Annotated in this window: 29 protein-coding genes; 8 read left to right on the top strand and 21 right to left on the bottom strand. The window is 73.1% G+C overall.

Features of this window, described 5'->3' with window-relative positions:
* Positions 1–1,832, bottom strand: a 1,832-nt coding sequence (locus ACWEVN_RS28765; protein WP_452053378.1) for a BTAD domain-containing putative transcriptional regulator, incomplete at its 3' end; no start/stop codon positions are given.
* A 191-nt stretch (positions 1,833–2,023) separates the two neighbouring features.
* Between ACWEVN_RS28765 and ACWEVN_RS28770 the strand changes: the two genes are divergently transcribed.
* On the top strand, positions 2,024–2,467 hold the full coding sequence (locus tag ACWEVN_RS28770) for a DUF6294 family protein (RefSeq protein WP_452053379.1): 444 nt from the start codon (positions 2,024–2,026) through the stop codon (positions 2,465–2,467).
* A gap of 18 nt (positions 2,468–2,485) precedes the next feature.
* Here the strand turns inward: ACWEVN_RS28770 and ACWEVN_RS28775 are convergent, their stop codons facing one another.
* Positions 2,486–2,833, bottom strand: coding sequence for a cytoplasmic protein (locus ACWEVN_RS28775; RefSeq protein WP_310976197.1), 348 nt, complete (start codon positions 2,831–2,833; stop codon positions 2,486–2,488).
* A 37-nt stretch (positions 2,834–2,870) separates the two neighbouring features.
* On the opposite strand from ACWEVN_RS28775, the gene ACWEVN_RS28780 reads away from it, so the two are divergent.
* Positions 2,871–3,461, top strand: coding sequence for a TetR/AcrR family transcriptional regulator (locus ACWEVN_RS28780; RefSeq protein WP_452053380.1), 591 nt, complete (start codon positions 2,871–2,873; stop codon positions 3,459–3,461).
* Here ACWEVN_RS28780 and ACWEVN_RS28785 read toward each other — a convergent pair.
* Positions 3,454–3,867 (bottom strand): hypothetical protein, encoded by a 414-nt coding sequence (locus tag ACWEVN_RS28785; protein WP_452053381.1) that lies wholly within the window; start codon positions 3,865–3,867, stop codon positions 3,454–3,456. The genes ACWEVN_RS28780 and ACWEVN_RS28785 overlap by 8 nt on opposite strands.
* Before the next feature lie 61 nt (positions 3,868–3,928).
* On the bottom strand, positions 3,929–4,792 hold the full coding sequence (locus tag ACWEVN_RS28790; RefSeq protein ID WP_452053382.1) for a universal stress protein: 864 nt from the start codon (positions 4,790–4,792) through the stop codon (positions 3,929–3,931).
* A 203-nt stretch (positions 4,793–4,995) separates the two neighbouring features.
* On the opposite strand from ACWEVN_RS28790, the gene ACWEVN_RS28795 reads away from it, so the two are divergent.
* Positions 4,996–5,775 (top strand): prepilin peptidase, encoded by a 780-nt coding sequence (locus ACWEVN_RS28795; protein ID WP_452053383.1) that lies wholly within the window; start codon positions 4,996–4,998, stop codon positions 5,773–5,775.
* A gap of 4 nt (positions 5,776–5,779) precedes the next feature.
* Here the strand turns inward: ACWEVN_RS28795 and ACWEVN_RS28800 are convergent, their stop codons facing one another.
* Genes ACWEVN_RS28800 through ACWEVN_RS28850 form a run of 11 tightly spaced genes read right to left on the bottom strand, consistent with a single transcriptional unit; the run spans position 5,780 to position 14,936 of the window.
* Positions 5,780–7,789, bottom strand: coding sequence for a hypothetical protein (locus ACWEVN_RS28800; RefSeq protein WP_452053384.1), 2,010 nt, complete (start codon positions 7,787–7,789; stop codon positions 5,780–5,782).
* Positions 7,786–8,409, bottom strand: a complete 624-nt coding sequence (locus tag ACWEVN_RS28805) for a prepilin-type N-terminal cleavage/methylation domain-containing protein (RefSeq protein WP_452053385.1) — start codon at positions 8,407–8,409, stop codon at positions 7,786–7,788. Before ACWEVN_RS28805 ends, ACWEVN_RS28800 begins: the two co-directional genes overlap by 4 nt.
* Positions 8,403–8,831: a type IV pilus modification PilV family protein gene (locus ACWEVN_RS28810; RefSeq protein WP_449687219.1), complete on the bottom strand. Its 429-nt coding sequence runs from the start codon at positions 8,829–8,831 to the stop codon at positions 8,403–8,405. The genes ACWEVN_RS28805 and ACWEVN_RS28810 overlap by 7 nt, the downstream gene beginning before the upstream one ends.
* A complete protein-coding gene (locus ACWEVN_RS28815) occupies positions 8,831–10,036 on the bottom strand; it encodes a type II secretion system F family protein (protein ID WP_452053386.1) in 1,206 nt (401 codons plus the stop codon). The genes ACWEVN_RS28810 and ACWEVN_RS28815 overlap by 1 nt, the downstream gene beginning before the upstream one ends.
* Entirely contained in the window at positions 10,033–11,556 is a 1,524-nt protein-coding gene (locus ACWEVN_RS28820; RefSeq protein WP_452053387.1) for a GspE/PulE family protein, read from the bottom strand. Before ACWEVN_RS28820 ends, ACWEVN_RS28815 begins: the two co-directional genes overlap by 4 nt.
* Positions 11,553–12,635: a type IV pilus twitching motility protein PilT gene (locus ACWEVN_RS28825; protein WP_449687216.1), complete on the bottom strand. Its 1,083-nt coding sequence runs from the start codon at positions 12,633–12,635 to the stop codon at positions 11,553–11,555. The genes ACWEVN_RS28820 and ACWEVN_RS28825 overlap by 4 nt, the downstream gene beginning before the upstream one ends.
* 60 nt (positions 12,636–12,695) lie before the next feature.
* Positions 12,696–13,031, bottom strand: coding sequence for a competence type IV pilus major pilin ComGC (locus ACWEVN_RS28830; RefSeq protein WP_449687215.1), 336 nt, complete (start codon positions 13,029–13,031; stop codon positions 12,696–12,698).
* Positions 13,032–13,074: 43 nt separating this feature from the next.
* Positions 13,075–13,506: a hypothetical protein gene (locus ACWEVN_RS28835; RefSeq protein ID WP_449687213.1), complete on the bottom strand. Its 432-nt coding sequence runs from the start codon at positions 13,504–13,506 to the stop codon at positions 13,075–13,077.
* On the bottom strand, positions 13,503–13,982 hold the full coding sequence (locus tag ACWEVN_RS28840; protein WP_449687212.1) for a hypothetical protein: 480 nt from the start codon (positions 13,980–13,982) through the stop codon (positions 13,503–13,505). Before ACWEVN_RS28840 ends, ACWEVN_RS28835 begins: the two co-directional genes overlap by 4 nt.
* The gene (locus ACWEVN_RS28845; protein ID WP_449687211.1) at positions 13,979–14,428 is read right to left on the bottom strand and encodes a hypothetical protein; all 450 of its coding nucleotides are present in this window, start codon (positions 14,426–14,428) and stop codon (positions 13,979–13,981) included. Before ACWEVN_RS28845 ends, ACWEVN_RS28840 begins: the two co-directional genes overlap by 4 nt.
* 55 nt (positions 14,429–14,483) lie before the next feature.
* A complete protein-coding gene (locus ACWEVN_RS28850; RefSeq protein ID WP_449687209.1) occupies positions 14,484–14,936 on the bottom strand; it encodes a hypothetical protein in 453 nt (150 codons plus the stop codon).
* 407 nt (positions 14,937–15,343) lie between these two features.
* On the opposite strand from ACWEVN_RS28850, the gene ACWEVN_RS28855 reads away from it, so the two are divergent.
* Positions 15,344–16,309 (top strand): TIGR01777 family oxidoreductase, encoded by a 966-nt coding sequence (locus ACWEVN_RS28855; RefSeq protein WP_452053388.1) that lies wholly within the window; start codon positions 15,344–15,346, stop codon positions 16,307–16,309.
* A 162-nt stretch (positions 16,310–16,471) separates the two neighbouring features.
* Here ACWEVN_RS28855 and ACWEVN_RS28860 read toward each other — a convergent pair whose 3' ends face one another.
* Positions 16,472–17,494: a helix-turn-helix domain-containing protein gene (locus ACWEVN_RS28860; RefSeq protein ID WP_452053389.1), complete on the bottom strand. Its 1,023-nt coding sequence runs from the start codon at positions 17,492–17,494 to the stop codon at positions 16,472–16,474.
* A 284-nt stretch (positions 17,495–17,778) separates the two neighbouring features.
* On the opposite strand from ACWEVN_RS28860, the gene ACWEVN_RS28865 reads away from it, so the two are divergent.
* A complete protein-coding gene (locus tag ACWEVN_RS28865; protein WP_452053390.1) occupies positions 17,779–18,735 on the top strand; it encodes an alpha/beta hydrolase in 957 nt (318 codons plus the stop codon).
* Positions 18,736–18,913: 178 nt separating this feature from the next.
* Here ACWEVN_RS28865 and ACWEVN_RS28870 read toward each other — a convergent pair whose 3' ends face one another.
* A complete protein-coding gene (locus tag ACWEVN_RS28870; RefSeq protein WP_452053391.1) occupies positions 18,914–19,951 on the bottom strand; it encodes an NADPH:quinone reductase in 1,038 nt (345 codons plus the stop codon).
* A 165-nt stretch (positions 19,952–20,116) separates the two neighbouring features.
* Here ACWEVN_RS28870 and ACWEVN_RS28875 point away from each other — a divergent pair, with 165 nt between their 5' ends.
* Both ACWEVN_RS28875 and ACWEVN_RS28880 read left to right on the top strand, forming a co-directional pair.
* Positions 20,117–20,257: a hypothetical protein gene (locus ACWEVN_RS28875; RefSeq protein ID WP_310976177.1), complete on the top strand. Its 141-nt coding sequence runs from the start codon at positions 20,117–20,119 to the stop codon at positions 20,255–20,257.
* A gap of 61 nt (positions 20,258–20,318) precedes the next feature.
* Positions 20,319–20,468, top strand: a complete 150-nt coding sequence (locus tag ACWEVN_RS28880) for a hypothetical protein (protein ID WP_449687204.1) — start codon at positions 20,319–20,321, stop codon at positions 20,466–20,468.
* 8 nt (positions 20,469–20,476) lie between these two features.
* On the opposite strand, the gene glgC is transcribed toward ACWEVN_RS28880, so the two are convergent.
* The 4 genes from glgC to ACWEVN_RS28900 form a co-directional block, all read right to left on the bottom strand.
* Positions 20,477–21,694 (bottom strand): glucose-1-phosphate adenylyltransferase, encoded by a 1,218-nt coding sequence (gene glgC / locus ACWEVN_RS28885; protein WP_310976176.1) that lies wholly within the window; start codon positions 21,692–21,694, stop codon positions 20,477–20,479.
* Positions 21,691–22,845: a glycogen synthase gene (gene glgA, locus ACWEVN_RS28890; protein WP_449687203.1), complete on the bottom strand. Its 1,155-nt coding sequence runs from the start codon at positions 22,843–22,845 to the stop codon at positions 21,691–21,693. The genes glgC and glgA overlap by 4 nt, the downstream gene beginning before the upstream one ends.
* 147 nt (positions 22,846–22,992) lie before the next feature.
* Positions 22,993–24,378, bottom strand: coding sequence for an MSCRAMM family protein (locus tag ACWEVN_RS28895; RefSeq protein ID WP_452053392.1), 1,386 nt, complete (start codon positions 24,376–24,378; stop codon positions 22,993–22,995).
* A 136-nt stretch (positions 24,379–24,514) separates the two neighbouring features.
* Positions 24,515–24,874 carry an STAS domain-containing protein gene (locus ACWEVN_RS28900; RefSeq protein ID WP_452053393.1) on the bottom strand — a complete coding sequence of 120 codons (360 nt, stop codon included), beginning with the start codon at positions 24,872–24,874 and terminating at the stop codon, positions 24,515–24,517.
* A gap of 156 nt (positions 24,875–25,030) precedes the next feature.
* On the opposite strand from ACWEVN_RS28900, the gene ACWEVN_RS28905 reads away from it, so the two are divergent.
* A complete protein-coding gene (locus ACWEVN_RS28905) occupies positions 25,031–25,897 on the top strand; it encodes a MerR family transcriptional regulator (RefSeq protein WP_452053394.1) in 867 nt (288 codons plus the stop codon).
* Positions 25,898–26,047 lie beyond the last annotated feature (150 nt).

Genomic DNA, 26,047 nt, shown 5'->3' on the forward strand with positions numbered 1-26,047 from the left:
CTCGCCATCGCCGGCAGCTGCCCGAACGGCGCCAGCAGCTCGTGGACCCGCGCCGCCGTCGCGCGGTCGTCGAGCAGGTACGCCGTTTCCGCGGCCCCCGACAGCGACGTCAGCCAAGTGCTCGACCGCGGCAGCGCCCCCAGGTCTTCGCCGCACAGCCGGGCCAGCGCGCCCGCGGCCGTGCGGCGGTCGCCGGCCGAGGCGGCCGCCACCGCGAGGGCCGCGTAGTACGAGTTGTCGATCGGGCTGAGCGTCGGGGAGTGCATCAGGCCGTCCAGCACCGGGACCAGCTCGCCGAGCCGGCCCTGGAACCACCGGATCGCCACCAGCTGCGCGCCGTACCAGCCCAGCGCGTCGAAGTCGCCCGCGGCCTGGCCCACTTCGGCGCAGGCCTGCGCCCCGGCTTCGGCCTCGCGGAACCGGCCGGCGCGGATGGCCAGCATGACCTTGAGCGCGTCGGCCACGAACCCTGCCGCCAGGTGCTTGCGCTCGGCCAGCAGGTCGTCGAGCTCGCCGAGGCGCCGCTCGGCGTGCGGGTCGCCGGCCAGGAACCGGTCGACGGTGTCCCACAGCACGCCCATCACCAGGTCGGTGCGCCGGCCCGTGCGCACCCCGACGAGTTCGGTGGCCAGTGCCTGCCGCAGCGCGGCGTGGTCCGGGCCGAGCAGGCAGTGGTGGGCCAGGCTCAGCGCCTCGGCGTGCGCGACCGGGTCGCCCGCCGCCCGCGTCCGCGCGGCCGCCGCGAGGACGCGCTCGTGCGTGCCGGCCTCGTAGTCCAGTTCGGCCGCGAGCCGGGCCTGCAGCCGGAGTTCCAGTGCTGAGCCCGGAGCCACTTGCTCCATGGCGTGCCGCAGCCGGGTCAGCAGGGACGCCGCCGCGACGGCCGTCCGGTGTTCGTGCACCCACACCCCGCCCAGGCCGAGGGCCGCGCGGGCGAGGGCGGCCGGTTCCCCGGCTCGTTCGGCCCGCACGTAGGCGGTTTCGAAGTGCTCCCGGCTGGTCCGGAGGTCGCCGTCCTCGAGCAGGGCGTGCTCGCCCGCGGTGAGGGCGTCGTCGGTCACCACCGCGGCCGCCCGGGTGGCGAGCAGCGCCGGGTGGTGGGCGAGCACCTGGCGGTGCACCTGCGCCAGCACCGGGGACGGCTCCACCCCGGACGCGGTGATCAGCCCGTGCCGCGCCCGGCGGAACGCTTCCAGGGCGTCGCTCTGCCGCCCGGCCCGGTAGAGCGCCGTCATCAGCTGCGCCCACAGCCGTTCGTGGCCGGGGAACGCGGCGGTCAGCGCCTCCAGCTCGGCGATCAGCCCGGTGTCCTCGCCGAGCGCGAGGTCGGCGTCGATCCGGTCCTGGACGGCGTTGTGCCGCAGCCGGTCGAGCCGCTTTCCTTCCGCCGCCAGGGTTTCGACGTCGCCGAACTCCTCGTAGGCGGTGTGGCCGCGCCACAGGTCCAGCGCGGCGGCCAGCCGCTCCCGGGCGGCCGCGGGCTCCCCGGCGGCCAGCTCCCGCCGTCCGTCGGCGGCGAGCTGTTCGAACCGCGCGGCGTCGAGGGCCTCCGGCGCGAGGTGCAGAACGTAGCCCGGCGGCCGGGTGCGGATCGCCTCCGCGCCGACCGTGCCGCGCAGCCGCGAGAGGTACGTCCGCACCGTGCGGTCCGCGTGTGCGGGAGCCTCCTCGCCCCACAGTGCGCGGCCCAGCGCGGGAACGCTGACCACCCGGCCCGCCTCGGCGGTCAGCACGGCCAGCAGGGTCCGCAGGCGCGGGCCCCCGACGTCCCGCGGCTCGCCGTCCAGCCGCACTTCGAACGGTCCCAGCACCCCGAGGTCCACCCCGCCCATGCCCGCCCCTCCGCGACGCGGGTATCCCGCGCGCTCCGGCGTACAGGAGCGGGCCGGACGCCGTGGGATACATCCGACGCCCGGGTGAATCTGCGTCGACGAACTGTCGATGGATTGTCGACGGGCGCTGCGAAGCTCGGCAGGCGCGGACCGGGAGGGTCCGCGGCCACCGGTTCTTCGGGAGGAAGTCCATGAAACGCATGATTCGGGGTCTCGCACCGGTTTTCGCCCTCGCGGCGACGGGCGCGGCGGTGCTGGCGGGCGCGCCGGCGGCGAGCGCCGCACCGGCGCACACCGCGGCGGTCCTCGAGGTGAAAAGTGCCACTTGGGGCCAGCTGCACGTCGGAGACTGCGAGCAGGACAACGGCACCATGGTCATCCGGTCGGACGGCACGGGTGACTGGAGCGCGACGACGCTGACGTTCCAGACGCACTCCGGCGACGTCTGGCACTCCAGCTTCGACTTCAAGACCACGGCCGGGACGAAGCTGTTCTCGGCGGGCACGTTCGACAGCCCGCGGATGGACGACGGCAACCCGCCGCCGCGCTACTTCTGGACGAAGCACTTCACTTACGACGCGTCGCTCTTCAGCGCTGTCAACATCTTCAAGACCATCCAGCACTCGAGCTGCTGATCACGGAACCGCCCCGGGTCACGGTCCGCCGGGGCCCAGGGCGGTGCCCGCGACGGCGCCGCCGGGGCGGGGTTCCTTGAGCTCGACGAACATCGCGTGCGTCGGCGTGGCGCCGACGTTCTCGCCCGCGTGCTCCTGGGCCGCGACCCAGCGCACCGCACCGGCGGGCAGTTCGACGCCGACCTCGCGGCCGCCGGCGGAGATCCGGCGGCTGAACGCGCTCAGCGTGACCATCACCGTGTCGGGGTGGCGGTGCGGGGCGGTCCGGTCGCCGGGGGTGTCCTGGTACTCCAGGACCCGCACCCGCTCGTTTTCGAAGACCACCCGGTACAGCTCGGGATTCGTTTCGGCCGGGTCACCGGTCATGGCCGCCTCCTTCGTGGGACGTGAGTACCATGATGGCATGGAGGTACCGTATGAGTCCACGGGCCGCAGCAGGCAGAAGGGCCGGACGCGCGCGGCACTGGTCGCGGCAGCGCACGAGTTGCTCGCGAACGGCGTCTCCCCGACGGTCGAGGACGCCGCCGAAGCGGCCGGGATCTCCCGCACCACGGCCTACCGGTACTTCCCGAACCAGCGCGCACTGCTGCTGGCGGCGTACCCGGAGATCTCCGGCGACGCGGGCCTGCTGCCCCCGGACGCGCCCGCCGACCCGGCCGCCCGCCTCGACCTGGTGATGCGGGCGTTCCTCGAGTTCACCCTGCGCTGGGAGCCCCAGCTGCGCGCGCAGCTGCGGCTGTCCCTTGAGCCCGGCGCACCGCAACCGGTGCTGCGGCGCGGCCGGGCGATCCGCTGGATCGAGGAGGCACTGGCCCCGCTGGCGGACACGCTGGACGTCCACGCGCTGGCGGTGGCCATCCGCTCGGCGACGGGCATCGAGTCCCTGGTGTGGCTCACCGACATCGGCGGCCTCGACCGCCCCCAGGCGGCCGAGGTCCTCGCCGGTTCGGCCCGCGCGATCCTGCGCGCGGCCCTCGAGCAGGCGGCTAGCTGATCGGCACCGTCGCGGTGCAGGAGCTCGTGCCGTTGTCGAAGGTCGCGGCCGCGGTGCCCGCGTACATGGTCGGCACGGCGGTGGTCGACGGCATCGTGAAGGTGGTGTTCCCGGTCGTCGCCGCCGTCTGGGAGTACACCGTGTGCGTCGCCGAGCCGGCGCGGTAGGAGATCCGCAGGGAGACCTTGCCCGCGACGTCGCCGATGTACGGCCCCGACGTGGTGTACCCGCTGATGATGCGGTGGTAGCTGCCGTCGGTCTCGTACCGGAGCGTGAACGTGCCGCTGAAGCCGCCCGCCTTGCAGATGGCCGTCCGCTGGACGATCGTCGCCGCCTCGGCCGGCGTCACCAGCACCGTTGCACCGGCCAGCAACGCGACCAGCCCGGCCCGTACCGCAGTCTTCATCTTTCTTCCTCCCTCTCGCATCTTGTGATCCTGCCCGGTGCCGCTTCCGTTCCGCTTCCCTTCAGGTGGTGGTGCGGACCAGGTGGACGGGGCAGGCGGCATGGTGCAGCAGAGCCTGCCAGGTGGAGCCGAGCAGCAGCCCGGGGAAGCCGCCGCGGCCGCGGTCGCCGACGACGACCAGCTGGGCGGCGCCGCTGCGTTCGAGCAGTTCCTTGCGCGGATGGGCGTGGACGACGATCTGTTCGACGGCGACGTCCCCGGTGTCGTGGGCGTCCACCCGTTCGCCGAGCAGCCGGCGTCCGGCCTCGGCGACGCACCGGGGATCCCGGTGCGGCGGCGGACTGTCCGCCCAGGCGTGCAGGACGATCAGCGGAGCTCGCCGCGCCCGCGCTTCGGCGACGGCGGTCGCCAGGACGCGGGCACCGGCCTCGCTGCCGTCGATCCCGGTGACGACGGGTCGCGAGGCGGCGCCGGGCTCGTCCCAGCTGTCCCCGCGCACGACAACGGTGTCACAGCGAGCATGCGTCCCGACGGCGGCGGCGACCGACCCGGCGAGCAGGCTGGTGAGCCTGCCGTGCCCGGTGGACCCGACGACGAGCAGCGCGGCGGACCGCGAGGCCTCGACCAGCGCCTGGGCGGCGCGATCGGGATCGAGCCGCGTGGCGGCATCGGGCACCCCTTGCGCGGCGGCGAGTTCCTGAGCGGTCCGCAGCGCCCGGCGCCCGCGGGCCCGCAGGGCGTCGACCATCTCCTCGGGCGGAGGCACCACACCCCCGGCGAGAAGGGCGGGGACGTCGAGGGCATGCACGATCTCGAGCGGAGCACCCCGAAGCCGGGCGGCCCGGGCAGCCCACCGAACGGCATCGAGCGACTCGCCCGACCCATCCACCCCGGCAACAACCCTCAACCCGGCAGCGGCGGTCATTTCCAAGACTGTAGGCCCGCACGCCCACCCCCGGGACGCTTTTACCGCAGCCGGGCCCACCCAGCCTGCTGCCCCCACCCAGCCCGTCGCCCACCCCGGTCTGCCGCCGCGCGTCCATTCGAGGACGAGGGTGGGTGGTGTCCGGTCGCGGGGTGGGGGTGGGTCCGGCAAGATCGGCGGCGGTCCCAACCCCGGAGGAGCCGATGGCGGTGCTGGTCGTGGCGGCGGCGGTGCTCGGCCTGGTCGTCGGGTCGTTCCTCAACGTCGTGATCCACCGGGTGCCGCGCGGCGAGTCCGTGGTCCGCCCGCCGTCGCGGTGTCCCGGCTGCGGGCAGGACATCAAGGCCCGGCACAACGTCCCCGTCTTCGGCTGGCTCGCGCTGCGCGGCCGGTGCGCCGCCTGCGGTACCCGGATCAGCGTCCGGTACCCCCTCGTCGAGCTCGCCACCGCAGTCCTCTTCGCGCTCCTGGCCCTGCGGCTCGACCCGCCGGACCTGCCCGCCTTCCTCTACTTCGGCGCGATCGGCGTCGCACTCGCCGTCATCGACCTCGACTGCCGTCGCCTGCCGAACGCGATCGTGCTGCCGTCCTACCCCGTCCTGGTGGTCCTGCTGACGGCGTCGGCCTGGTACCGCGGCGACTGGTGGTCACTCGCCCGCGCCGGCATCGGCGGCGCCGCCCTGTTCGCCTTCTACCTCCTCCTCGCGCTGGCCTACCCGGCCGGCATGGGCTTCGGCGACGTCCGGCTCGCGGGCCTCCTCGGCGGGATCCTCGCCTACCTCTCCTGGGGGACGCTGCTGATCGGGGCGTTCGGCGGCTTCCTGCTCGGCGCCCTCGCCGGCGTCGTCGTGCTGGCCACCGGCAAGGGCGGCCGCAAGACCGCGCTGCCGTTCGGGCCGTTCATGATCGCCGCCGCCCTCCTGGCGATCTTCGCGGCCGGCCCGCTCGGCGACGCCTACCAGCGGCTGACCGGCCTGGCCTGACCGGTCACCGGTTCCCCGACCAGCTCAGCACCGACACCTGACGCGCTCCCGGCACCGGATTCGTCGGATCACCGTCCACATAGGCCACCCGCGCGCGGGCGGCCGGAACACCACCCGGCGCGCAGGTGGCCGAACCCGCGCACACGTACGCCGAGAGGTAGACCCCGAAGACGAACCCGGGCGAGTCGTCCGGCACCTCGATGACCGCCCCGGTGAACGTCACGCTCCCGGTCTCCTTCACCCACAACGACCGCGCGATGACGCCGAAGCGGAAGATCGGCTCGGTCGCGTTGTTCAGCGTGACGTCCAGGACGGCCTTGGGCGCGTACGTCGTCCCCTGCACGTAGAACCGGTTCCCGGAGTTGTTCACCGTCGTGACCAACGCACACGCCGCGCTGCTGCTGTACATGAGCTGGGTGCACCCGCTCTCCGCGCGCAACGCGGGCGGGGTGTAGGTGAGCTCCAGCTGCAGCGCATCCACCAGTTCCGTGCCCTCGTGCTTCACGGTCACGCCGTAGCTCAGCTGCCCGCCGGTGAAGGTGCCGTCGTACACCGCCTGCGCCAGCTGGTTCGTCACGTCGGTGACGTCGGTCGCGGGCGTGCCATCGCTCGGCGTGGACAAGCTCAGCGTGATTGGCGAACTGCCCGCGGGAGTGAACTGGGCGGTGCGGGTGTCCTTGTTCGCGCCCTGGTCGTTGCGGTGGGTGACGCGGATCTTCGCCGAAGTCAGGATCGTCCCGGCGGGCGGCACCGCGGCGGGGGCGAAGCCGGTTGCGGTCAGCGCGGCACTGCCGCCACCCTTGCCAGGCGAAACCCATATCGCGCCGGTGTCGTCCACCGTGGACAGAGAGGCTGCCGTGCCGGTGAAGCCGCCGGTCACCGAACCGGGGCCGAGCGTCGCCGTCACCGGAGATTCCGCGCCCGAGGTCAGCCCGTACACGGCCACCGGCGGCCGGTCCGCACGGTACGTTCCGCAAATCTCCGCCTGCCCCGCCTTCACCGCCAGCCGGCTGTCGCCGCCGAAGACGAACTGGACGCCGACCGCCTTCGCGTCGTCGATCGGGTTGTCACAGGCACCGGGGATCTTCGCCGGGACCGGCGGCTTGGCGATGATCCGCCCGCTCTCGTCCACCGGCGTGCCCGCGACCAGGTAGCCGTTGTCGATCGTCCACACGTCGTCGCCGGCGAGCAGCGACGGCGGCCGGACCGAGGCGCTGTTGCGGAAGTCGAAGTAGTACGTGCCGGGCGTGAACCAGAACGTGCTGTCCTTGCACTTGCTGCTGCTCGACATCATCGCCGACAGCCCGGCCGCGTCGTCGTAGAACCCGGGCTGGAACGTCACCAGCGAGCCGGACCTGGTGCACAGCGGCAGCGCCTGGCGCGGCGGTACGGACGTCAACGCCGGCGCGTAGCCGGGGTCCGCGCCGAGGCTCGACCCGCCGTAGCCGCAGGACGTCGCGGGCGTGCTCCGGATCGTGCCCGAGCAGGCGCCGCGGGCGTACACCGCGGTGTTCGTGTCGAGCGCGCCGTTGACCACGCGGATGTTCGAGTTCGAGTACACGATGCCGTGCACCTTGAACGACGACCCGGTCGGCTGCTGGATGGTGAGCCCGTCCTCGCCGCCGGTCCCGAGGGTGAGGATCGCGTTGCCCGGCCGGTTGCACACGCTCAGGGACGGGCACTGGATCTGCACTTTCGCCGGATCGGCGGTGCACGACACGGCGGCCGAGCCGGCGCTGCCGAAGTTCGGCAGCGTCAGCGTGTCCGACGCGCCGAAGCAGTGTTCGCCGGGCGCGCCGGTGAACGTGCTGGTGCGGATCGCGTTGATCCCCGCCTGCAGCGCCCCGTCGGCCGTGTAGGCCGACGCCGCCTGGTCGCGCAGGTTCACCGTGGTGCGGACGCTGGTGTCGGCGAACGACAGCAGCGCGCCGAGCACCACCGCGATCACCGTGACCAGCACGAGCACCAGCGGCAGCGCGGCCCCGGTGTCGTCGCCCTTCCACCGGCGGGTCATGTCTGCCTCCGTTGCCCGAACAGGGTGATGGGGTAGGGGTCGGCGCGGGGCGCCACGGCGGTGAAGGTGAACTTCACCCACAGCGGGACGGCCGCGGCGGTGCACGGGCTCGAGCAGGTGATCGCGGGTGTGCCCGGGACGACGTTGTGTGCGACGACCGAGTCCGACGAGGGCGCGGAATCCAGGCAGCGCAGGCGGTGCAGCTCGGTCCCGGCGAGGTAGTAGGCGACGATCGCGGTCCGCCGGGTCGCGGTCGGCGTGCCGGTGTCCCAGTCGTCGGACAGCAGGCGCACCAACGAAACCGGCGTCGCGGCCGTGCCGCACACCTGCCCGCCGCTGTCGTAGGCGGCGCCGAGCTGGACCGACGGCGAGTACGGGACCTGGCCGTTCGCGACCTGGCCCGAATAGTCGCGCAGCCCGACCGCGGCGACGTCCTGGGCGAAGAACGCCGAGCTCTGCTGGGCGTCGTGCGACACGGCCAGGCGGGCCGACGTCGCATCGGTGTTGCGGATCGAGACGATCACCGCGTTGGCGATCGGCGCGGCGACCACTCCGAGGATCACGACGACGACCAGCAGTTCGATGAGCGTGAACCCGGCGTCGGACCGGCGGCTCAGCACAGCGCCTCCCCGAGCCCGCACCGCTTGCGCACCACGACCTCCAGGCGTTCGCTCGCCCGCCCGTCGACGCTGGCGACCTGGAGGGTCACCTGCTGCAGCCCGCTGTCGGTGCCGCAGGTCGCCGACCACGCCGAGCCGGTCCAGTACTTCACCGACGTCACCGAGCCGGTGAACCCGGACGGCACGGTGAATCCGGCGGGCGCGGCGTACTTCGCGGGCGCGGCGCACGGGAAGTACCCGCCCGCCAGGACGGCCTCGCCGAAGTCGCGCACCCCGGCCCCGGCCGTCGCCTGCTTGCGGTGGACGTCGGACATGAACGCGCTCACCCCGATCCCGCCGACGACCGCGAGGACGGCCACGCCCAGGATCGCCACCGCGACCAGCAGTTCGAGGAGGCTCTCGCCCCGGTCGCCGGTGCCCATCAGAGGTGCACCTGGCCGAAGATGCCGTACATCGCCGAGACGAGCGCGACCGCGACGAACCCGACGACCAGCCCCATCACGACGATGACGGCCGGCTCGAACAGCGCGGTGAGCTTCTTCAGCCGGTAGTCCAGCTCGCTCTCGTAGTACTGGGCGGTCACCTCGAGCTGGGTGTCGAGCGTGCCGGTGTCCTCGCCGACCCGGATCATCTGCGCGGCGGTCACCGGGAACAGTCCCGAGCCGGTGAGCGGGCGGGCCAGGCCCTCGCCGTTGAGCACCGCCTGCGCGACCCGGCCGAGCGCGCGCATGAACACGCGGTTGCGCAGCGAGTCCGTCGCGACCCGCAGGGCCTCCGGCAGCGGCACCCCGGCGCTCACCATCGACGACAGGATCCGGCAGAACCGCTCGACCAGCGCGTGCCGCACGGTCGGGCCGATCGCCGGGACGCCGAGCAGCGCGCGGTCGCGGGCGTACCGGCCGCCGGGCGTGCGCACGGCGACCAGGTACCCCGCGATGCCGGCGAACAGCCCGGCCAGTAGCGCCCACCACCAGTGGCCGAGGAAGTCGGTGACGGCCAGCAGCATCCGCGTCGGCAGCGGCAGCTTCGCGTTCAGGCTGGCGAAGAACGACTTGAACCGGGGGAGGACGAAGGTGGCGAGCACGACGACGGTGACGACCGACATCAGCGCGATCATCGCCGGGTAGATCAGCGCGGCCTTGATCTTGCGCCGGGCTTCGAGGTCGCGCTCGAGGTAGCCGGCGAGCTGGTCGAGGACGACGTCGAGCTGCCCGGTGAGCTCCGCCGAGCGCAGGATCTCGCGGTAGAACTCGGGGAAGATCTTCGGGTGCCGGTCGATGCAGTCCGACAGCCGGTCGCCGCCGCGCAGGCCCTGCCCGACGTCCCGCAGCATCCGGGCCACCGAGGAGTTCGCGGCCTCCTCGCCGAGGATGTGAACCGCGTCGATCAGCGGGAGCCCGGCCCGGACGAACGCGCCGAGCTGGCGGGAGAGGTGCATGACGACCTCGAGCTTGACCCGCGGCGCGGTCAGCTCCAGGCTCAGCACGCTCTTCTTCTCGGTGATCTCGATGTCGCGCAGTTCGCGTTCGTACAGCGCGAGGACGGCGGAATCGGCGTCGGCGGCCTTCTGCACCCCGCGGGTGCGCTGCCCGTCCGGGCCGGTGGCGACGTAGGCGTACCGGTTCATCGGGCCCCTCCGGTGAGGTAGATCGACCGCAGCACCTCGGCCGGGGTGGTGACGCCCTCGGCCACCAGCCGCAGGGCCTCGTCCTGCAGCGTCCGCATGCCTTCCTTGCGGGCCAGTTCGTGCACCTCGCGGTGCGGCGCGCTCTCCAGCACCAGCGTGCGGATGCCTTCGCTGACCGGCATCAGCTCGTAGACGCCGGTGCGGTCGAGGAACCCGGTCTGCGCGCAGAAGTTGCAGCCGGCCCCGCGGACGAACCCGCCCGCCGGGCCGTCCGCACCCAGGGCGTCCAAAAAGGACATCTCCTCGGCGGACGGTTCGTAGTACTCACTGCAGCGCGCGCAGATCCGCCGGACGAGCCGCTGGGCGAGCACCGCGGTGACCGAGGACGCCACGAGGAAGTTCTCGATCCCCATGTCCAGGAGCCGGTGCAGCGCCGACGCGGCGTCGGTGGCGTGCAGCGAAGAGAGCACGAAGTGGCCGGTCAGCGCGGACTGCACGGCGATGCGCGCGGTGTCGACGTCCCGGACCTCGCCGACCAGGATGACGTCCGGGTCCTGGCGCAGGATCGACTTGAGGCCGTCGGCGAAGGTGACGCCGGTCTGCTCGTTGATCTGGATCTGGTTGATCGAGGACATGGTGTACTCCACCGGGTCCTCGATGGTCATGATGTTGCGCTCGCTGCTGTCGAGCTCGCTCAGCGAGCCGTAGAGCGTCGTGGTCTTGCCGCTGCCGGTGGGCCCGGCGCAGATCACCATGCCGTAGGGCGACTGCAGCACCGACGTGTAGCGCGCGGCCATCTCCTCCGGCATCCCGAGCTGGCGCAGCCGGAACAGCGGGCGGCTCTTGTCCAGCAGCCGCAGCACGACCTTCTCGCCGCCGACGACCGGCGTGCTGGCCACCCGGATGTCCACCGGGCGGTCTTCGACGTCCATGCTGATCTGGCCGTCCTGCGGGCGGCGGCGCTCGACGATGTTCATGCCGGCGAGGATCTTGATCCGGCTGGTCACCGCGGGCCCCATCGAGCCGGGCAGGTCGAGGACGTCGTGGAGGACGCCGTCGATGCGGTAGCGGACGCGGATCCGCTCGGCCTGCGGCTCGACGTGGATGTCGGACGCGCGGTCGCGCAGCGCCTGCTTGATCATCAGGGCGACGACGTGCACGACGGGCGCATCGTCGTTCGCGGTGGCCGGCGCTTCGGTGCGGGCCGCGTCGCGGCGGACGGCGTCGCGGGCTTCGAACGCTTTGATCTGCTGGTCGACGCCGGTGAGCGCGCGGTAGGTGCGGCCGATGGTGGCCAGGATGTCCGCGCGTCCGGCGACGGCGACGGTCACCGGCCGGCCGAGCGCCTGCTGCAGCGCCGGGGCGGTGGCGGCGTCGGCCACCGCGACCAGCACGGTGTCGTCGCGGACGGCCAGCGGGATGGCGCAAAGTTCGCGGGCCTGCGCCTCGCCGAGCAGGTCGGCGGCGGCGCGGTCCGGGGTCACCGTGCGGAGGTCGACGGTCCGGGTGCGGAGTCTCATGCCGGCACGCTCCGGGGCCGCGGGGCGATGTCCTGCGGGTGGAGGCTGCGCGCGGCGGCGTCGGCGGGGGTGACGAGTCCGGCGGCGACGAGCTGGGACAGCGACTGCTCCAGCGTCACCATGCCTTCGCGGCGCCCGGTCACCAGCGCGTTGCGCAGCTGGTGCGGCTTGCCCTCCTTGATGAGGTTGCGGACGGCGGTGTTGGCCACCAGGACCTCGAAGGCGGCGACGAGGCCGCCGCCGATGCGGGGGAGCAGCCGCTGGTACACGATCCCGGTGAGGGCAGCGGCGAGCTGCACGCGAACCTGCTCCTGCTGCCCGGCCGGGAAGACGTCGATCATCCGCGCTAGGGACTGCGCGGTGTCGTTGGTGTGCAAGGTGGCGAAGACGAGGTGCCCGGTCTCGGCGATGGTGAGGGCGAAGCGGATCGACTCGAGGTCGCGCATCTCGCCGACCAGCAGGACGTCGGGGTCCTCGCGCAGGGCGCTGCGCAGCGCGGCGGGGAAGGATTCGGTGTCGGTGCCGACCTCGCGCTGGTTGACCGCGGAGCGCCGGTGCTCGTGGACGTACTCGATCGGGTCCTCGACGGTGAGGATGTGGCAGGCGCGTTCGGAGTTGATCCGGTCGATGACGGCGGCGAGCGTGGTCGACTTCCCGGAGCCGGTCGGCCCGGTGACGAGCACGAGACCCTGGTGCCGGCGGGCGAAGTCGGCGAGGACGGGCGGCAGGCCGAGATCGGCCATGCCGGGGATGCGGCGCGGGATCATCCGCAGCGCGACGACGGTCTCGCCGCGCTGGGTGAAGGCGTTCCCGCGGACGCGGGCTTCGTCGCGCCAGCCGAAGGAGAAGTCGAATTCGCGGGTGGCGCGCCAGGCGAGGGCCTGGTCGTCGGTGAGGAGCTCGGCGAGCAGGGCGCGGGTGTCCTCACCGGTGAGGACGGGCTGGCCGGGGACCGCGGAGAGGTCGCCGTGCACGCGCAGCTGGGGCGGCAGTCCGGCGGTGAGCAGCAGGTCGGTGCCACGCGCGTGCCACAAGGCCTCGAGCAGGCCGTCGACGCGGCTGCCGATCTGGGTGGGCATGGTTTCCCTCCGGGGCGAGGTGCGTCCGTGGGGGTGGGTCGCCCACCCCCACGGAACGGTTCAGTGGGTGCAGGCGCCGGCGGCCGTGACGACCCCGGCGGTGATGGAGATCGTGTAGCCGTTGGTGGTCGACGGCTCGTCCTTCAGGTAACCGGCGGTCTTCAGCGCGGCCGGGCTGGCGGCATAGCTGCCGGTCTTGGCGTAGTAGGCCTCGTTGGCGGTCTCGACGCTCTTCCAGTCGGCGTTGCACGCGGCGGCCTTGCCGTCGCCGTTGAACGCCTGCACGGCGAACACGACGACCCCGGCGAGCACGCCCAGGATCACGACGACGATGAGCAGTTCGATCAGGGTGAAGCCGTCTTCGTCGGCGCGGGCGGAGCGCAGTCTTTCCAGCATGGTTCATTCCTTTGCGTTGCAGGGTTCGAGGGGTGTTCCGGAATCAGCAGGCGGCCACCTCCGGAGAGCGCGTCCCCTTCCAGGAACCGGCCGTGGCGCGCACGCTCACGTAGACCTTGTTGTTGCCGGGCAGGGGGATGGTGGCCGAAGTGGTCGTGGCGGTGCCCGCGGTGGAAACCGGGCCGCCCGCCGTGCTCGCGGTGAGGAGCTCGAACCCGGGCGGCAACGGGGTCGGGGAGGTCCAGTGGAGCGTGGCCGAGGGACCGCTGCCGTTGCCGTTGTTGCACTTCGCCGAGTCGACGACCGGCTGGCCGGGCGTCTGCAGCTTGAGCCCCGCCGCATACCCGGTGCCGGGGCCGGACTTCAGCCAGGCCGCCTCCGCTCGCGCCGCGCCGGTCCCGGTCAAGCCGGTGATCACCGTGGTCCACGCGGCCGCCACCATCGCGGCCGCGAAGACCACCCGCGGCGCGCTCATCCGCTCACCACCGTGACCGTCACCGGGATCGTGAACACCGCGCCCTGGCAGCCGTCGTCGGAAGCCGTGCTCATCGAGACCGCGCCCGTCAGCGTGAGGGTCGTGCTTCCGCCCGCGGGCACCGGCGCGTTGGGCGACTGCGCGGTCCAGCTCACGCCGGTCGTCGTGCAGGTGCCGGTGCCGTTGGCTCCCGTCGGCGTCCCGTTCGCCACGATCGTGCTGACCTTGACCGGGTACGGGTTCGGGTTGCCGACCAGGATCTTGGCGTCGCCCACCGGACCGCCGGGGTAGAGCGGCCCGCTCGTGAGGGCCGAGGCCGGCACCGTCCCGGTCGTCGGCGCGGCCGCCGTTCCTGCCTTCGCGTTCGCCGCCCCGGAACCGGAGCTCGTCCACGCCGCGACGGCGATCCCGCCGCCCAGCGTCGCGCCGACCACCGTGGTGACCACGAGCACGCGGCGCAGGGTCGGGTTCTTCATGGCTTGACCGCCGTTCCTGTGTACGTCAACGGAAAGGTGAGCGACCGGCACGCCTCGGGGGTGCCGGGCAGCATGCGGGTGGTGAGGGCGACGTCGGCGGTGCCGTCACGGGGCACCGGCACCGGCCGGGCGAGCGGGTCGACCTGCACCGAGGTGGCCGGGCAGGCCGGGACCGGGCGGCCCCGGCTGTCGACGGGTTTGCCGACCGCGGCCGTCACGGTCTGGACGAGGATGGGGAAGTTCTCGGCGTTGGCCAGCCGGATCCACCGGGTCCCCGTCGCGCCGGGCACCAGCGCGGTGGCCCGGCCGGGCACGTCGGCGATGCCGAACTGCTTGATGCCGTTGCCGTTCGCGGTGTTCGCCACCGGCGTGGGGCCGATCGCGAACCACGTGATCACGACGGCCGCGAGCGCGCCCGCCGGAACGCTGCTCCGCCACCTGGACATCGGGGTCCTTCCAGGGAAGGGCGGGGCGGTGGTTGGCGCACCGCCCCGCCGTCGATCAGGAGGCGTTCGAGGCGAGGGTGGCGGTGAGCGGCAGCACGAAGGTCTGGCTCTTGCAGGCGTCGGTGGCGTTGGCGTTCATCGTCGCGTGCAGGGTGTAGGTCTTGGAGCCACCGGCCGCGATGGTGCCGGTGGTGTCCGCGGGGACGGCGCTCGTGACGGTGCCCGCGGCGCAGCCGTTGACCGCGTTCGAGGAGCCGGCGCTGATCCCGGTGACCACGACGGGGTAGTCGTTCGGGTTGTCGACGGTCACGGTGAAGTCGGTGCCGCCGCCCGGGTAGAGGGCGCTGCCCGAACCCGCGGGCGTGATCGCCGAGTTGACCGACGTGGTCGACGACACCGAGCCGGTGCCGTTGCCGGTGCTCGTCCAGGCCGCGTAGGCGACACCGGCGACGACCACCGCTCCGGCGGCACCGAGGACGATCGCGGACCGCTTGCTGATCTTGCGCATGAGGTTCTCCTGGGAGCTGTTCCATCGGGAAGGCCGGGCTCGGTCGCGGTCCGGCTGGTCCGGTGTGGACCGTCACGATGAGTGTGCGAATTCCCCGGCGATCCTCTCCCCGGGCGACCGGCCCGACTGCGAAGGTCCGAGGTCCCTTGTCAGGGGCGGCCCGGCGTGTTACGCGCGCGGGATCGAGTCGCGGCGACGTCGTTTCACGCCGAAAAAGTTCCGATGCGCGACCGTGACCTGCTGCTTTTCCGACCCGTTCGGCCGAATGGCGGAAACCGTCCCGTGATCTTCCGCGGGGGTTGTCGGCGATCTTGAGCGGCCTCTGCGGTGGCGGTCGGGTCGCGCCTCCCGGCGATGACGGTTCGTGACAATTGAACATGTTCAACTCCTGCGGTACGGTCGAGACCATGAAGGTCGTGATTCCGGGCGGCACCGGGCATCTGGGCCGGGTGCTGAGCCGCGCGCTGGTCGAGCAGGGGCACGAGGTCGTGGTGCTGACCCGGCGGGAAGCCCGGCCGGAGCCGGACGTGCGGCACGTCCTCTGGGACGGCCGCGGTCCGGGCCCCTGGACGGCGGAGGTCGACGGCAGCGACGTCGTCCTCAACCTGGCCGGCCGGTCGGTGAACTGCCGGTACACGCCGGAGAACCTGCGCGAGATGCTGGACTCCCGCGTCGACTCGGCGCGGGTGGTCGGCGGCGCGATCGCCCGCGCGGCCCGGCCGCCGCGGGTGTGGCTGCAGATGAGCACGGCCACGATCTACGCGCACCGGTTCGACGCGCCGAACGACGAAACCACCGGAGCACTGGGCGGCGACGAGCCGGACGTGCCGGCCTACTGGTCCTCCAGCGTCGACATCGCCAAGGCGTGGGAGCGCGAGCAGCGCGAAGCGGAGACCCCGGGCACCCGCAAGGTGGCGCTGCGCACGGCGATGGTGATGAGCCCGGAGCCCGGCGGAGCGCTGGCGATGCTCCTGCGCCTGACGCGCTGGGGCCTCGGCGGCCCGGTCGCGGGCGGCGGGCAGTACATGTCGTGGATCCACGAGGACGACCTGGTCCGCGCGATCGGCTTCCTGATGGAGCGGGAGGAGATCAGCGGCCCGGTGAACCTGGCGGCCCCGGAACCGTTGCCGTACCGCGACTTCCTGCGCGCTCTGCGAGCGGCGGCGGGGATGCCGGTGGGTTTGCCGGCGACGAAGTGGATGGCGGAGATCGGCGCATTCGTCCTCCGCAGCGACACGGAGCTGCTGCTGAAGAGCCGCCGCGTGATCCCGGGCCGGCTGACGGAGGCGGGATTCTCGTTCGGCTACCCGGAATGGCCGGCCGCGGCGGAGGATTTGGTGCGGCGAGCGCGCCGGCCGTTGAGGGTGGGCTGAGCCCGCGCCCGGTCTCGACCCGGGGCCCGGATGCTCGGCCGAGGCGGGCGTTGTCCCGGATCCGCTGAGTCCACTGAGGACGAACGGCATCGGCTTGGCGCTCGCCGAGTCTGCCGAGGACGGTCGGCCGAGCCGGCGTTGCCCCGGGGCCACTCGGGGCGGTCAGCCGAGGTCGGCGTTGTCCCGCAACCGCCGCAGGACCAGAGCCAGGTGGAGGCGGAACCGTCCGGCCGGCGAGTCGACCTCGAAGCCCAGCACCGCCTCCGCGCGCGCGAGCCGGGCCGGCATCGTGCTGTGGTGACGGTGCAGCGCCGCGGCGGCCTTGCGGGCCGAACCCGTCGCGCACAAGGCGTCCAACGCCGCCAGCGTGTCCGCGCCGTGGGGTTCGGCCGCGAGGCGGTCGAGGGCCCGGACGTCGGCCAGCTCCGCGAGTTCCGAGGGGGCCAGCTTGTCCGCCAGCGCGGCCAGCCCGCCGAGCCGTTCCCACCACACGACCGGCTCCGCCGCGGAGGTGAACCGCAGCGCCGTCCGGGCGGCCGTCCACGACCGGGCGACCTCGATGGCCGGCCCCGCCGGGCCGACACCCGCGCGGGCGCCCTCCGGCAGCGAGGCGACCTCGCCCGGCAGCAGGACGGCCCGGACCCCGCCCAGCCGCGCCGAACGGCCCGCCAGCGCGTCGACGCCCGTGCCCGCGAGCACCCGCAGCCGGGTCGCCGGACCGAAGCCGAGCAGGTGCAGGGCACGGGACCGTTCGACGGTGCCGGTGTCCTCGGACAGCACCAGCTCGACCAGCGCGGGATCCCCGAGTTCGGGCCGCGGCACACCGGAGTGCTCCAGCAGGATCGCGGCGGCGATGGCGAACCGTTCGAGCAGCATGTCATCGAGGGGGAGGGGCGCGCCGTCCCGCGCCACCCACACGACGACACCGCCTTCGAGCGCCCGCGTGGCCGCTCCCATCGGCGCCGCACCCGGGGTGACGACGTCGCGGCCCGGCGCCGCCCGCAGCGACAAGCCTTGGCCGGGAGCATGCACGCCGACGGGACACCCGGCGAGCTCGGCGGTGCTGCGCACCAGAGCATCGACGCCGGAGCGGCCGGTGATCAGGCGGTCGAAGAACCCGATCACCCGCACGGCGTTCTCGGCGTCGGCGTCGAGCCCGGACAGCCGCAGCAGCAGGCCTTTCATCCCGCCACGATAGGCGCGCCCACCACCGGATGGCGAGCACCGCCCAGGCGACGCCCGCACCGCGGCGGCGAGCAAGGTCCGGCCGGGCAGCGCGACTTCCGCCCACCAAGCGCCCCGCCGCCGGACCCCGCGCGCCCAACCCACCGCCGCACCGCAGACAAGACGCCGACAAGACGCCGACAAGACAAGGCCGCCACCCCCTCCGCCGGGTGGCGAGGTTCCTCCCTGCAACCCCCGCCGCGTGGCGGTGGCCCGGGCGAACGCGCACCGCCGATGATCGGGGCATGACCTACGCCATCGATCCCGAGCTGCTGCCCTGGCTCGACATGCTCCCCGCCGTCGCCCTCACCGACCACGCCTCGCTCGTGGCCGCGCGGTCGTCGATGGGGCAGCTCAGCGAAATCCTGCCGTCCTACCAGCCCGCCAACCCCGTCGACGTGCAGGACACCGCCGTGCCCGGGCCGTCCGATGCGCCCGATGTCCCCGTGCGGATCTACTCTCCGGCGAACCGCACCTCCGCCGTGCCCGGGCTGCTCTACATCCACGGTGGCGGGTTCGTCATGGGCGACCTCGACATGTTCCACCCCGCCCTGCTGCGCCTGGTCGACGAGCTCGGCATCGTGATCGTCTCGGTCGACTACCGGCTCGCCCCCGAGCACCCCTTCCCGGCCCCCGTCGAGGACTGCTACGCCGCCCTCGTCTGGGTCGCGGCCAAGGCCGACGAGCTGGGCATCGATCCCGCCCGCCTCGGCGTGGCCGGTGAGAGCGCCGGTGGTGGCCTCTCGGCCGCGGTGGCGCTGCTGGCCCGCGACCGCGGTGGCCCCCAGCTCTGCTTCCAGTACCTCGGCATCCCGGAGCTCGACGACCGCCTCGACACCCCGTCGATGCGGGACTACACCGACACCCCCATCTGGAACCGGCCCAACGCCATCCACAGCTGGACGAGCTACCTCGGCGCCGAACCGGGCGGCGCGGACGTCTCGCCCTACGCCGCCCCGGCGCGGGCCACCGACCTGGCCGGGCTGCCGCCCGCGTTCGTGACCACCTGCCAGTTCGACCCCCTCCGCGACGAAGGCATCGCCTACGCCCAGCGGCTCGCGCACGCCGGCGTGCCCGTCGACCTGCGGCACTACCCGGGCACCTTCCACGGCTCCTCGATGGTCGAGACGGCCGAGATCTCGCGGCGCATGTTCGCCGACGAGGTCGACGCCCTGCGCCGCGGCCTGCGCATCGACGGCTGAACTCGACGACCTGCCACCGGCCGTGGTCGCGGACCGGCGGTGCGGCTTGGGGACCGTGACGCGGCGCTGGGGCAGGACACGCGGTACTGGACGAAATCGGGCTGGCGGAGGCCGCGATGCCCTGGCCGGCTTTCCTGTCATGTGACAGGAAGGCCGGCCGGAACGCGTGAAGCCCGGGTCAGTCGGCCGGGCCGACGTCGATCAGCACCTTCCCCGTGATCCCGTCCTCCGAGGCCGCGTGTGCCTTCGCCGTTTCCGCCAGCGGGAAGCGGTGGAGCGGCACCCCGCGGTCTTCACCGAGCCGCAACGCGCCCTCGGCCATGGCCGCCGTGATGTCCTCCGCGCCCGCGCGCAGCTTGTCCTCGCCCACCGTGTACAGCACCAGGAACTGGTACCGGGCGTTCAGCCACAGGTTCGTCCCGAAGTCGAGGCTCACCGTGCCGGTGCCCCGATCGTCGCCGTAGGTCGCGACCGTGCCCCTCGGCCGCAGCACCTCCGTGTGCAGCTTCGCGTTGACCCCCATCGCCACCTCGACCACCAGATCCACCCCGTCCGGAGCGACCGAGCGGATTTGCGAGCCCAGCGACGAGTCGGGGTACCGCAGCACGTGCTGAGCCCCGGCCGCCCGGGCCAGCGCCTCCTTCTCCACGCTGCTGACCGTCGCGATCACCGTCGCCCCGGCCCAGCGGGCGAGCTGGATGGCCGCGTTGCCGACCGCGCCCGCCCCGCCGCTGACCAGGACCGTGCGGCCGTCCAACGCTCCGGGGGAGAGCCGGGCCGGGCCGTCCTCGGCGACCGTCAGCGCGCGGTGGGCCGTCAGGGCCGGGATGCCGAGGCCGGCGCCCTCGTCGAACCCGGCGCCGTCCGGCAGCCGGACCAGCTTCGAGGCCGGCAGCACCGTGTACTCCTGCGCCGTTCCCGACGCGGGCCCGTACGCGCCCGCGATGATCAGCCACACGCGGTCGCCGGGCGCGAACTCCGTCACGTCCGGGCCGACCGCGTCGACCACGCCCGCGCCGTCCTGGTTGGGCACGGTTTCCGGGATTTCGGCGCCGGGCTCGGCGCGCAGCCCGCTGCGGGCCTTCCAGTCCGTGGGGTTGACCGCGGACACCACGATCCGGACCCGCACCTCGCCCGGTCCCGGGTCCGCGACGGCCCGCTCCGACAGTTCCAGCACCTCGGGTCCGCCGTGGCGGCGGTAGACGACTGCCTTCATACCCGGTGCAATCCGCGGACGGCCCGGGATATTCCCCGCATCTGCGGAAATGTGCGCGGGAAATCCTTTTTCGGCACCGGGAAAGCGCGAAAACAAGATCCCCCGGCCGGGCGATTTTCCGGGTTCGTGCCAGCGGAATCGGCGGTCGTCGCAGAAACTGGGCCCGTGGGAGAGGAAAAGAGTGACGAGCGGCCGAAGCGCGACGACGGTGAGCCGACGCCGATCTTCGACGCCGTGTTCAATGCGACGCGCGCTAAGGCTAATCCGCCGAATCCGCCGCGGGAACCGGACAAATCCGCGCGGTGACGTACACCAGGTTGTTCGCGGTCCGCGCCGGACATGTAGCATACCGGGTGCCCGAGCACCCGTGGCCGAGGAGTGGACCGTGGCCGGCGTCGTCAACAGCATGATCGCCGCCGAGTACGCGGCGGGAGCGTCGATCTCCGAGCTCGCCGAGCGCTGGGGGATCGACCCCCGGCAGGTCGTCGAGCGGATCTCGGCGGCCACCCGCTCCTGAGGCGCGGCTCAGATCGCGCGTTCCCCCTTGCCCAGCACGACGATGCCGCCCTCGCTGACGTGGTAGTGGCCGCGGTCGCGGGCCAGGTCGACACCGATGTGCGCCCCGGCGGGAACCACGACGTTCTTGTCCAGGATGGCCCGCCGCACCACCGCGCCGCGGCCGACGCGGGCGCCGTCGAGCAGCACCGAGCCCTGCACCACCGCACCCTGCTCGACGATGACGTCGGGAGAGAGCACCGAGTCGACCACCTGGGCCCCGGAGATGATGCAGCCGTTGCTGACGATCGACTGGTTCGCCGAACCGCCCTCGACGAACTTCGCCGCCGCCCGCTGGCCGGGGTGGGCCAGGATCGGCCACCGCCGGTTGTAGAGGTTGAAGATCGGGTGCGTCGAAATGAGGTCGGTGTGCGCCTCGTAGTAGCTGTCGATGGTCCCGACGTCGCGCCAGTAACCGTGGTCGCGTTCGGTTTCGCCGGGCACCACATTGGTGTTGAAGTCGTAGACGGCGGCTTCGCCCGATTTGACCAGCGCCGGGATGATGTCGCGGCCCATGTCGTGGTGCGAGGCGGCGTTTTCGGCGTCGGCGTAGAGCGCTTCCAGCATCACCTTCGTGGTGAAGATGTAGTTGCCCATGGACACGTACGCCTCTTCGGGCGAGTCCGGCAGGCCCGGCGGGTCCGCGGGCTTCTCCATGAACGCGTCGATCAGCAGGCCGTCGGTGGTCCGGATGACCCCGAACGAGCTCGCCTCCTTCCGCGGGACCCGGATGCCGGCGACGGTGACGCCCGCGCCGGAGGCGATGTGCGCCTCCAGCATCTGCCGCGGGTCCATCCGGTAGATGTTGTCCGCGCCGAACACCGCGATGTACTCGGGGTTCTCGTCGTGGACGAGGTTGAGGCTCTGGTGGATGGCGTCGGCGCTGCCCTGGTACCAACGCGGGCCCAGCCGCTGCTGCGCGGGCACCGGCGTGACGTACTCGCCGGTCAGCGAGGACAGCCGCCAGGTCGTCGAGATGTGCCGGTCGAGCGAGTGCGACTTGTACTGCGTCAGCACGCACAGCCGCCGGATGCCGCCGTGCACCAGGTTGGAGAGCACGAAGTCGATCAGCCGGTGGGTGCCGCCGAAGGGCACCGCCGGTTTCGCCCGGTCCGCCGTCAGCGGCATCAGGCGTTTGCCCTCCCCGCCCGCGAGCACGATGCCCAGGACATGGCATTCGCTGTTCACAGCGACCTCCCGCACGCCTCGTAGAGGGCGACCGTCCGCTCGGCGATCGCCTTCCAGCCGAACTCGCCGACCGCGCGCTCGCGGCCGGCGGTACCCATCGCGGCGGCCCGGTCCGCCGCGCCGACCACCTCGTTGAGAGCCTCGGCCAGCCCCGCCTCGAACCCCTGCGGGTCCTGTTCGTCGTAGTGCACCAGCAGCCCGGTGCGGCCGGCGTCGACGACCTCCGGGATGCCGCCGACGTCACTGGCCACCACCGGCGTGCCGCACGCCATCGCCTCCAGGTTCACGATGCCGAGCGGCTCGTAGACCGACGGGCAGGCGAACACCGCGGCGTGCGTGAGCAGCTGCACGACCTCGCCGCGCGGCAGCATCTCCGGGATCCAGCGGACGCCGGTGCGGGTCTTCTCCAGCTCGGCGACCAGCCCGCGGAACTCGGCGTCGAGCTCGGGCGTGTCGGCGCCGCCCGCGCACAGCACCAGCTGGACGCCGGGGTCCAGCGACGCGCCGGCCCGGACGAGGTGCGGGACGCCCTTCTGCCGGGTGATCCGGCCGACGAACAGCACGTACGGCCGGTCCGGGTCGATGCCGTGCTTGGCCAGGGCCTCGGTGCCCGGGTCGGGGCGGTAGAGCGTGGTGTCGATGCCGTTGTGGATCACGTGCACGCGCTCGGGCGGCACCGCGGGGTAGGCGGCGAGCACGTCCCGGCGCATGCCGCCGCTGACCGCGACGATCGCGTCCGCGGCTTCGTAGGCCTCGCGCTCGATCCAGGAGGAGACGCGGTAGCCGCCGCCGAGCTGCTCGGCCTTCCACGGCCGCAGCGGCTCCAGCGAGTGCGCGGTGACGACGTGCGGGATGCCGTGCGTCATCTTCGCCAGGTGCCCGGCCAGGTTCGCGTACCAGGTGTGGCTGTGCGCGAGGTCGTGGCCTTCGAGCGCGTTCGCCATGGAGACGGCGATGTCCATCGTCGTGAACGCCGGCTGCCGGTAGCCGTGCGGATCGGTGTGCCCGGTGGCGTCGGGGCGGTCCGCGCCCCAGCAGTGCACGTCGAGGTCGACCAGCGGTCGCAACTCCCGGGCGAGGAACTCCACGTGGACCCCGGCGCCGCCGTAGACCTCCGGCGGGTATTCGCGGGTGAGCAGGCCGACCTTCATGATGCGAACCCTAGGGCCTCCCGGGCCCGTGGCGCAGTCTGGCGGACAGGGGAATTCGGCGAGTTTTCCGTCACTGCCGGGGTGATCGCGACGCCGGAGGGGCCGGCACCCCGGTGACCCGGCGTGCGGCCGGGCCACCGGGCGAGGTCAGCGCTGGTACCGGAGGGCCCAGTCTTCCCCGCAGTACCAACAGGTGCCGACGGTGACGTACGGATAGTCGCCGTCGGCCGCTCGCCACCCGTCGACGCGCAACTCGTACCGGCCGGCCGGGACGGTCCCGAACGCCAGGTGCCCCTGCGCGTCCGAGGAGGCGGTGGCGGTGACCGCGCCGTCGACCCGGTCGACCAGCTCGACCGCCGTCCCGGTGATCGGCTCGCCCGGGTCGACCGTGTAGTTGCCGTTGTCGTCGTGGTAGATCACGCCGCCGGTGGCGGCCGGCGGGGCCGGCACGTGGGCGACGACGTCGAGCGTGGGCCGTCCGGTCACCGGCTCGGGGTCGATCCCGAAGTCGCAGGCCACGTAGAACGAGCCGTACGCGGTGGCGGCGGAGGGCACGGTGCCGGTCTCGGTGAACGTCCGCGTCTCGCCCGCGGCCAGATCGATCGCGTGCGGCGCGGCGATGGCCCAGCTCGGCCACCCGAGGAGGTGATCGGAGCCCCCGAAGCGGTCACAGCCCGTGGTAATTCCGTGCAGGTCGTCCCCGCTGACGTTGGTCAGGGTCACGGTGACCTGGACGCTGTCGCCCACCTGGTAGGTGCCGCGGTCGAACGAGCCGCTCGCGTGCAGCTTCTCGGAGAACGGCCGGACCGCGCGCAGCTGGACGACCGGCCCGGGATCGCTGCCGTCGACGTCGACGCGCTGCTCGGTGGCGGCCTCGTAGACCCAGCCGTCCGGCAGGTTCCGGCTGGAGATGCCGTAGCGCTGGGCGGGCAGGCCGGTGAAGGCGAACCGGCCGTCGGCGTCCGTGGTGACCTCGATCGGGTTGCCGGAGCTCGTGCCGTACAGGTAGGCGACGGCGCCGGGCAGGCCCTCGCCCGCGTCGAAGGCGCCGTTGTCGTTCCGGTCGCCGTAGAGCACACCGGACGCCGGACCCTGCGTCGTCGTCGGGTCGACCATCGGGACGGCCAGCTCGCCACCCTCGGCGTCGGGCCCGCGGAACCGGTCCTGCGGCGCGCCGTTCCAGCTCCAGACGGCGGCGGTGATCGTGAACGTCCGGGTGGCCCCGGCGTCGATCGTGACACCGGCCTGCGGGCTGCCGCCGAGGCCGGCCCAGTCCTGGATCGACAGCCACGAGCCCGCGAGGTGCTCGTCCCAGAGCGTGACCTTGGTCAGCGGCTGGTCGGTCGTGTTGGTGAGCGTCAGCGTGATCGGGAACGGCTTGGCGACCAGCTGCGGCCCGGCGCCGACGGAGGCGGTGATGAGCAGCGACGGCCCGTCGGCGTGGGCGGCCGGCGCGGCGAAGGCGCCGGTGGTGAGCACGGCGGTGAGCACGGCGCAGAGCCGTCTCACCCCGCGCAGGGGTGTTCTGGACACGGTGGATCCCCCTGGAAACGGCCGGACCGGCGGCTCCCCGCGGCGCCGCCCGGCGATGGCGCAGAAAAACTGCGATCACCGTCAAGCTAGCGAACGCGGAGGTCCCGGACCAGGGCCGACGGGGTGATCGCCACCCCTAGGCGGTCTCCCGTGCCCGCAGTGGCCGCCCCGCGACGGCCGCCTGGGCCGCGTCGAGCTCGGGGTGCAGCGGCAGCAGCGCGTCCAGGCCGAGGATCTGCAGCGGCCGGTGGACCGCGGTCTCCTCCGCGGCGATGGCGTAGGGCACGTTCCGGGCGGTGGCCTCGCGGTGGGCCTCGACCAGCACGCTGAAGACGGTCGAGTCGCAGTAGGTCGTTTCGGTCAGGTCCGCGACGACCCCGCGGGCGCCGGCGCGGATGGGCCCCAGCAGGGCTTCCCGGAGCTCGGGCGTGCGAGCGAGGTCGAGCTCGCCCGCGCAACGGACGATCACCACTCCGGCGTCGGTGAATTCGGTCATGGGTTCCCTCCTCATCGGGCACCGGGACAGAAATACCCAACCGCGGGCGAATTCACTCGTAACGTCCGGCGCCGGGGCCTGCGTGTCTTCGCCGTTCGGCCGCCGCGGGGATCGGTAAACTTCGGCAGTTCGCGGTCCGCGAGGCGAAGGGGCACGGTGGAACCCGACAACGACGCGCCGCCCGGGGCCTGGGCGCCCGGCAAGGTCGCCGAGCTGCTCGGGGTGTCGCCGGTGACGCTGCGCAGCTGGAGCGCGCGGTACGGGATCGGGCCGCCCGCCGGCGCCGGGCGCCACCGCCGGTATTCGGACGCGGACGTCCGCCGCCTCCAGCAGATGCAGCGCCTGGTCGCCCGCGGGATGCCGGTCCGGGAGGCGGCCGAGGCGGCGTTCGGCCCCGCACCGGCCGGGCTCGAGGTGCCGGCGTCGCGGCGCGCGCGGGAGCTGACCGACGCCGCGGACGAGCTCCGGTACGCATCGGTGGCGGGCCTGCTGGACGAAACGCTGGGCACCCTGGGCCCGGCGGCGGCCTGGACCGACGTGCTGGCCCCGGTCCTGCGAGGCTTGGGCAACCGCTGGCAGCGCGGCGACGCGTGTTTCGCCTCGGAGTGGGCGCTGACGTCGGAGATCTCCCTGGCGTTCGAGCGGTTCAGCGGCCGCTTCCCGGCGGCCGTGCCGGGCCGCCCGGTGCTGCTGGCGTGCTGCCCGGCGGAGAGGCACTCGCTCCCGATCGAGGCCCTGCGGGCAACGCTGGCCGAGGCGGCGGTCCCGGTGACGTACCTGGGACAGCTGGTCCCGGCGGAGACGGTGGCGGACCTGGCGGCCCGGATCAACCCGGTCCTGGTGCTCCTGTGGTCAATGGCCCCGACAACGGCCGACGACCTCCTGGCGGCCCGCCTCCGGACCCTGGGGTGCGAAGTGGGCACGGCCGGGCCGGGCTGGGCACACCTGGCAGACCGCGGCTTCCGGTGGGTGAACGATCTGGGGGCCGCGGTGGAGCTGGCCGTGGCGCACGCGGAGTCCTGAGCCGGCGGGTCGTCCGTGGTTGACCACCGGTTGGCGAGGGTCGCTCGCCGGGCGCGGCGGGCTTGGCCGGACTGGGGCAGGCGCCGGAGCTGAGCCCGATCGGCGCGCTGCGGGCGACGGTGAGCTTCATCCGCGAGCAGCTGCCGGCCG

The organism is Amycolatopsis sp. NPDC003861 (genome assembly GCF_053605405.1).

Bases quoted from the DNA above. Each gene is read 5' to 3' on its own strand.
- ACWEVN_RS28770 (WP_452053379.1), top strand. From the start codon at position 2,024: ATGAAACGCATGATTCGGGGTCTCGCACCGGTTTTCGCCCTCGCGGCG.
- ACWEVN_RS28775 (WP_310976197.1), bottom strand. From the start codon at position 2,833: ATGACCGGTGACCCGGCCGAAACGAATCCCGAGCTGTACCGGGTGGTC.
- ACWEVN_RS28780 (WP_452053380.1), top strand. From the start codon at position 2,871: ATGGAGGTACCGTATGAGTCCACGGGCCGCAGCAGGCAGAAGGGCCGG.
- ACWEVN_RS28785 (WP_452053381.1), bottom strand. From the start codon at position 3,867: ATGAAGACTGCGGTACGGGCCGGGCTGGTCGCGTTGCTGGCCGGTGCA.
- ACWEVN_RS28790 (WP_452053382.1), bottom strand. From the start codon at position 4,792: ATGACCGCCGCTGCCGGGTTGAGGGTTGTTGCCGGGGTGGATGGGTCG.
- ACWEVN_RS28795 (WP_452053383.1), top strand. From the start codon at position 4,996: ATGGCGGTGCTGGTCGTGGCGGCGGCGGTGCTCGGCCTGGTCGTCGGG.
- ACWEVN_RS28800 (WP_452053384.1), bottom strand. From the start codon at position 7,789: ATGACCCGCCGGTGGAAGGGCGACGACACCGGGGCCGCGCTGCCGCTG.
- ACWEVN_RS28810 (WP_449687219.1), bottom strand. From the start codon at position 8,831: ATGGGCACCGGCGACCGGGGCGAGAGCCTCCTCGAACTGCTGGTCGCG.
- ACWEVN_RS28815 (WP_452053386.1), bottom strand. From the start codon at position 10,036: ATGAACCGGTACGCCTACGTCGCCACCGGCCCGGACGGGCAGCGCACC.
- ACWEVN_RS28820 (WP_452053387.1), bottom strand. From the start codon at position 11,556: ATGAGACTCCGCACCCGGACCGTCGACCTCCGCACGGTGACCCCGGAC.
- ACWEVN_RS28825 (WP_449687216.1), bottom strand. From the start codon at position 12,635: ATGCCCACCCAGATCGGCAGCCGCGTCGACGGCCTGCTCGAGGCCTTG.
- ACWEVN_RS28830 (WP_449687215.1), bottom strand. From the start codon at position 13,031: ATGCTGGAAAGACTGCGCTCCGCCCGCGCCGACGAAGACGGCTTCACC.
- ACWEVN_RS28835 (WP_449687213.1), bottom strand. From the start codon at position 13,506: ATGAGCGCGCCGCGGGTGGTCTTCGCGGCCGCGATGGTGGCGGCCGCG.
- ACWEVN_RS28840 (WP_449687212.1), bottom strand. From the start codon at position 13,982: ATGAAGAACCCGACCCTGCGCCGCGTGCTCGTGGTCACCACGGTGGTC.
- ACWEVN_RS28845 (WP_449687211.1), bottom strand. From the start codon at position 14,428: ATGTCCAGGTGGCGGAGCAGCGTTCCGGCGGGCGCGCTCGCGGCCGTC.
- ACWEVN_RS28850 (WP_449687209.1), bottom strand. From the start codon at position 14,936: ATGCGCAAGATCAGCAAGCGGTCCGCGATCGTCCTCGGTGCCGCCGGA.
- ACWEVN_RS28855 (WP_452053388.1), top strand. From the start codon at position 15,344: ATGAAGGTCGTGATTCCGGGCGGCACCGGGCATCTGGGCCGGGTGCTG.
- ACWEVN_RS28860 (WP_452053389.1), bottom strand. From the start codon at position 17,494: ATGAAAGGCCTGCTGCTGCGGCTGTCCGGGCTCGACGCCGACGCCGAG.
- ACWEVN_RS28865 (WP_452053390.1), top strand. From the start codon at position 17,779: ATGACCTACGCCATCGATCCCGAGCTGCTGCCCTGGCTCGACATGCTC.
- ACWEVN_RS28870 (WP_452053391.1), bottom strand. From the start codon at position 19,951: ATGAAGGCAGTCGTCTACCGCCGCCACGGCGGACCCGAGGTGCTGGAA.
- glgA (WP_449687203.1), bottom strand. From the start codon at position 22,845: ATGAAGGTCGGCCTGCTCACCCGCGAATACCCGCCGGAGGTCTACGGC.
- ACWEVN_RS28900 (WP_452053393.1), bottom strand. From the start codon at position 24,874: ATGACCGAATTCACCGACGCCGGAGTGGTGATCGTCCGTTGCGCGGGC.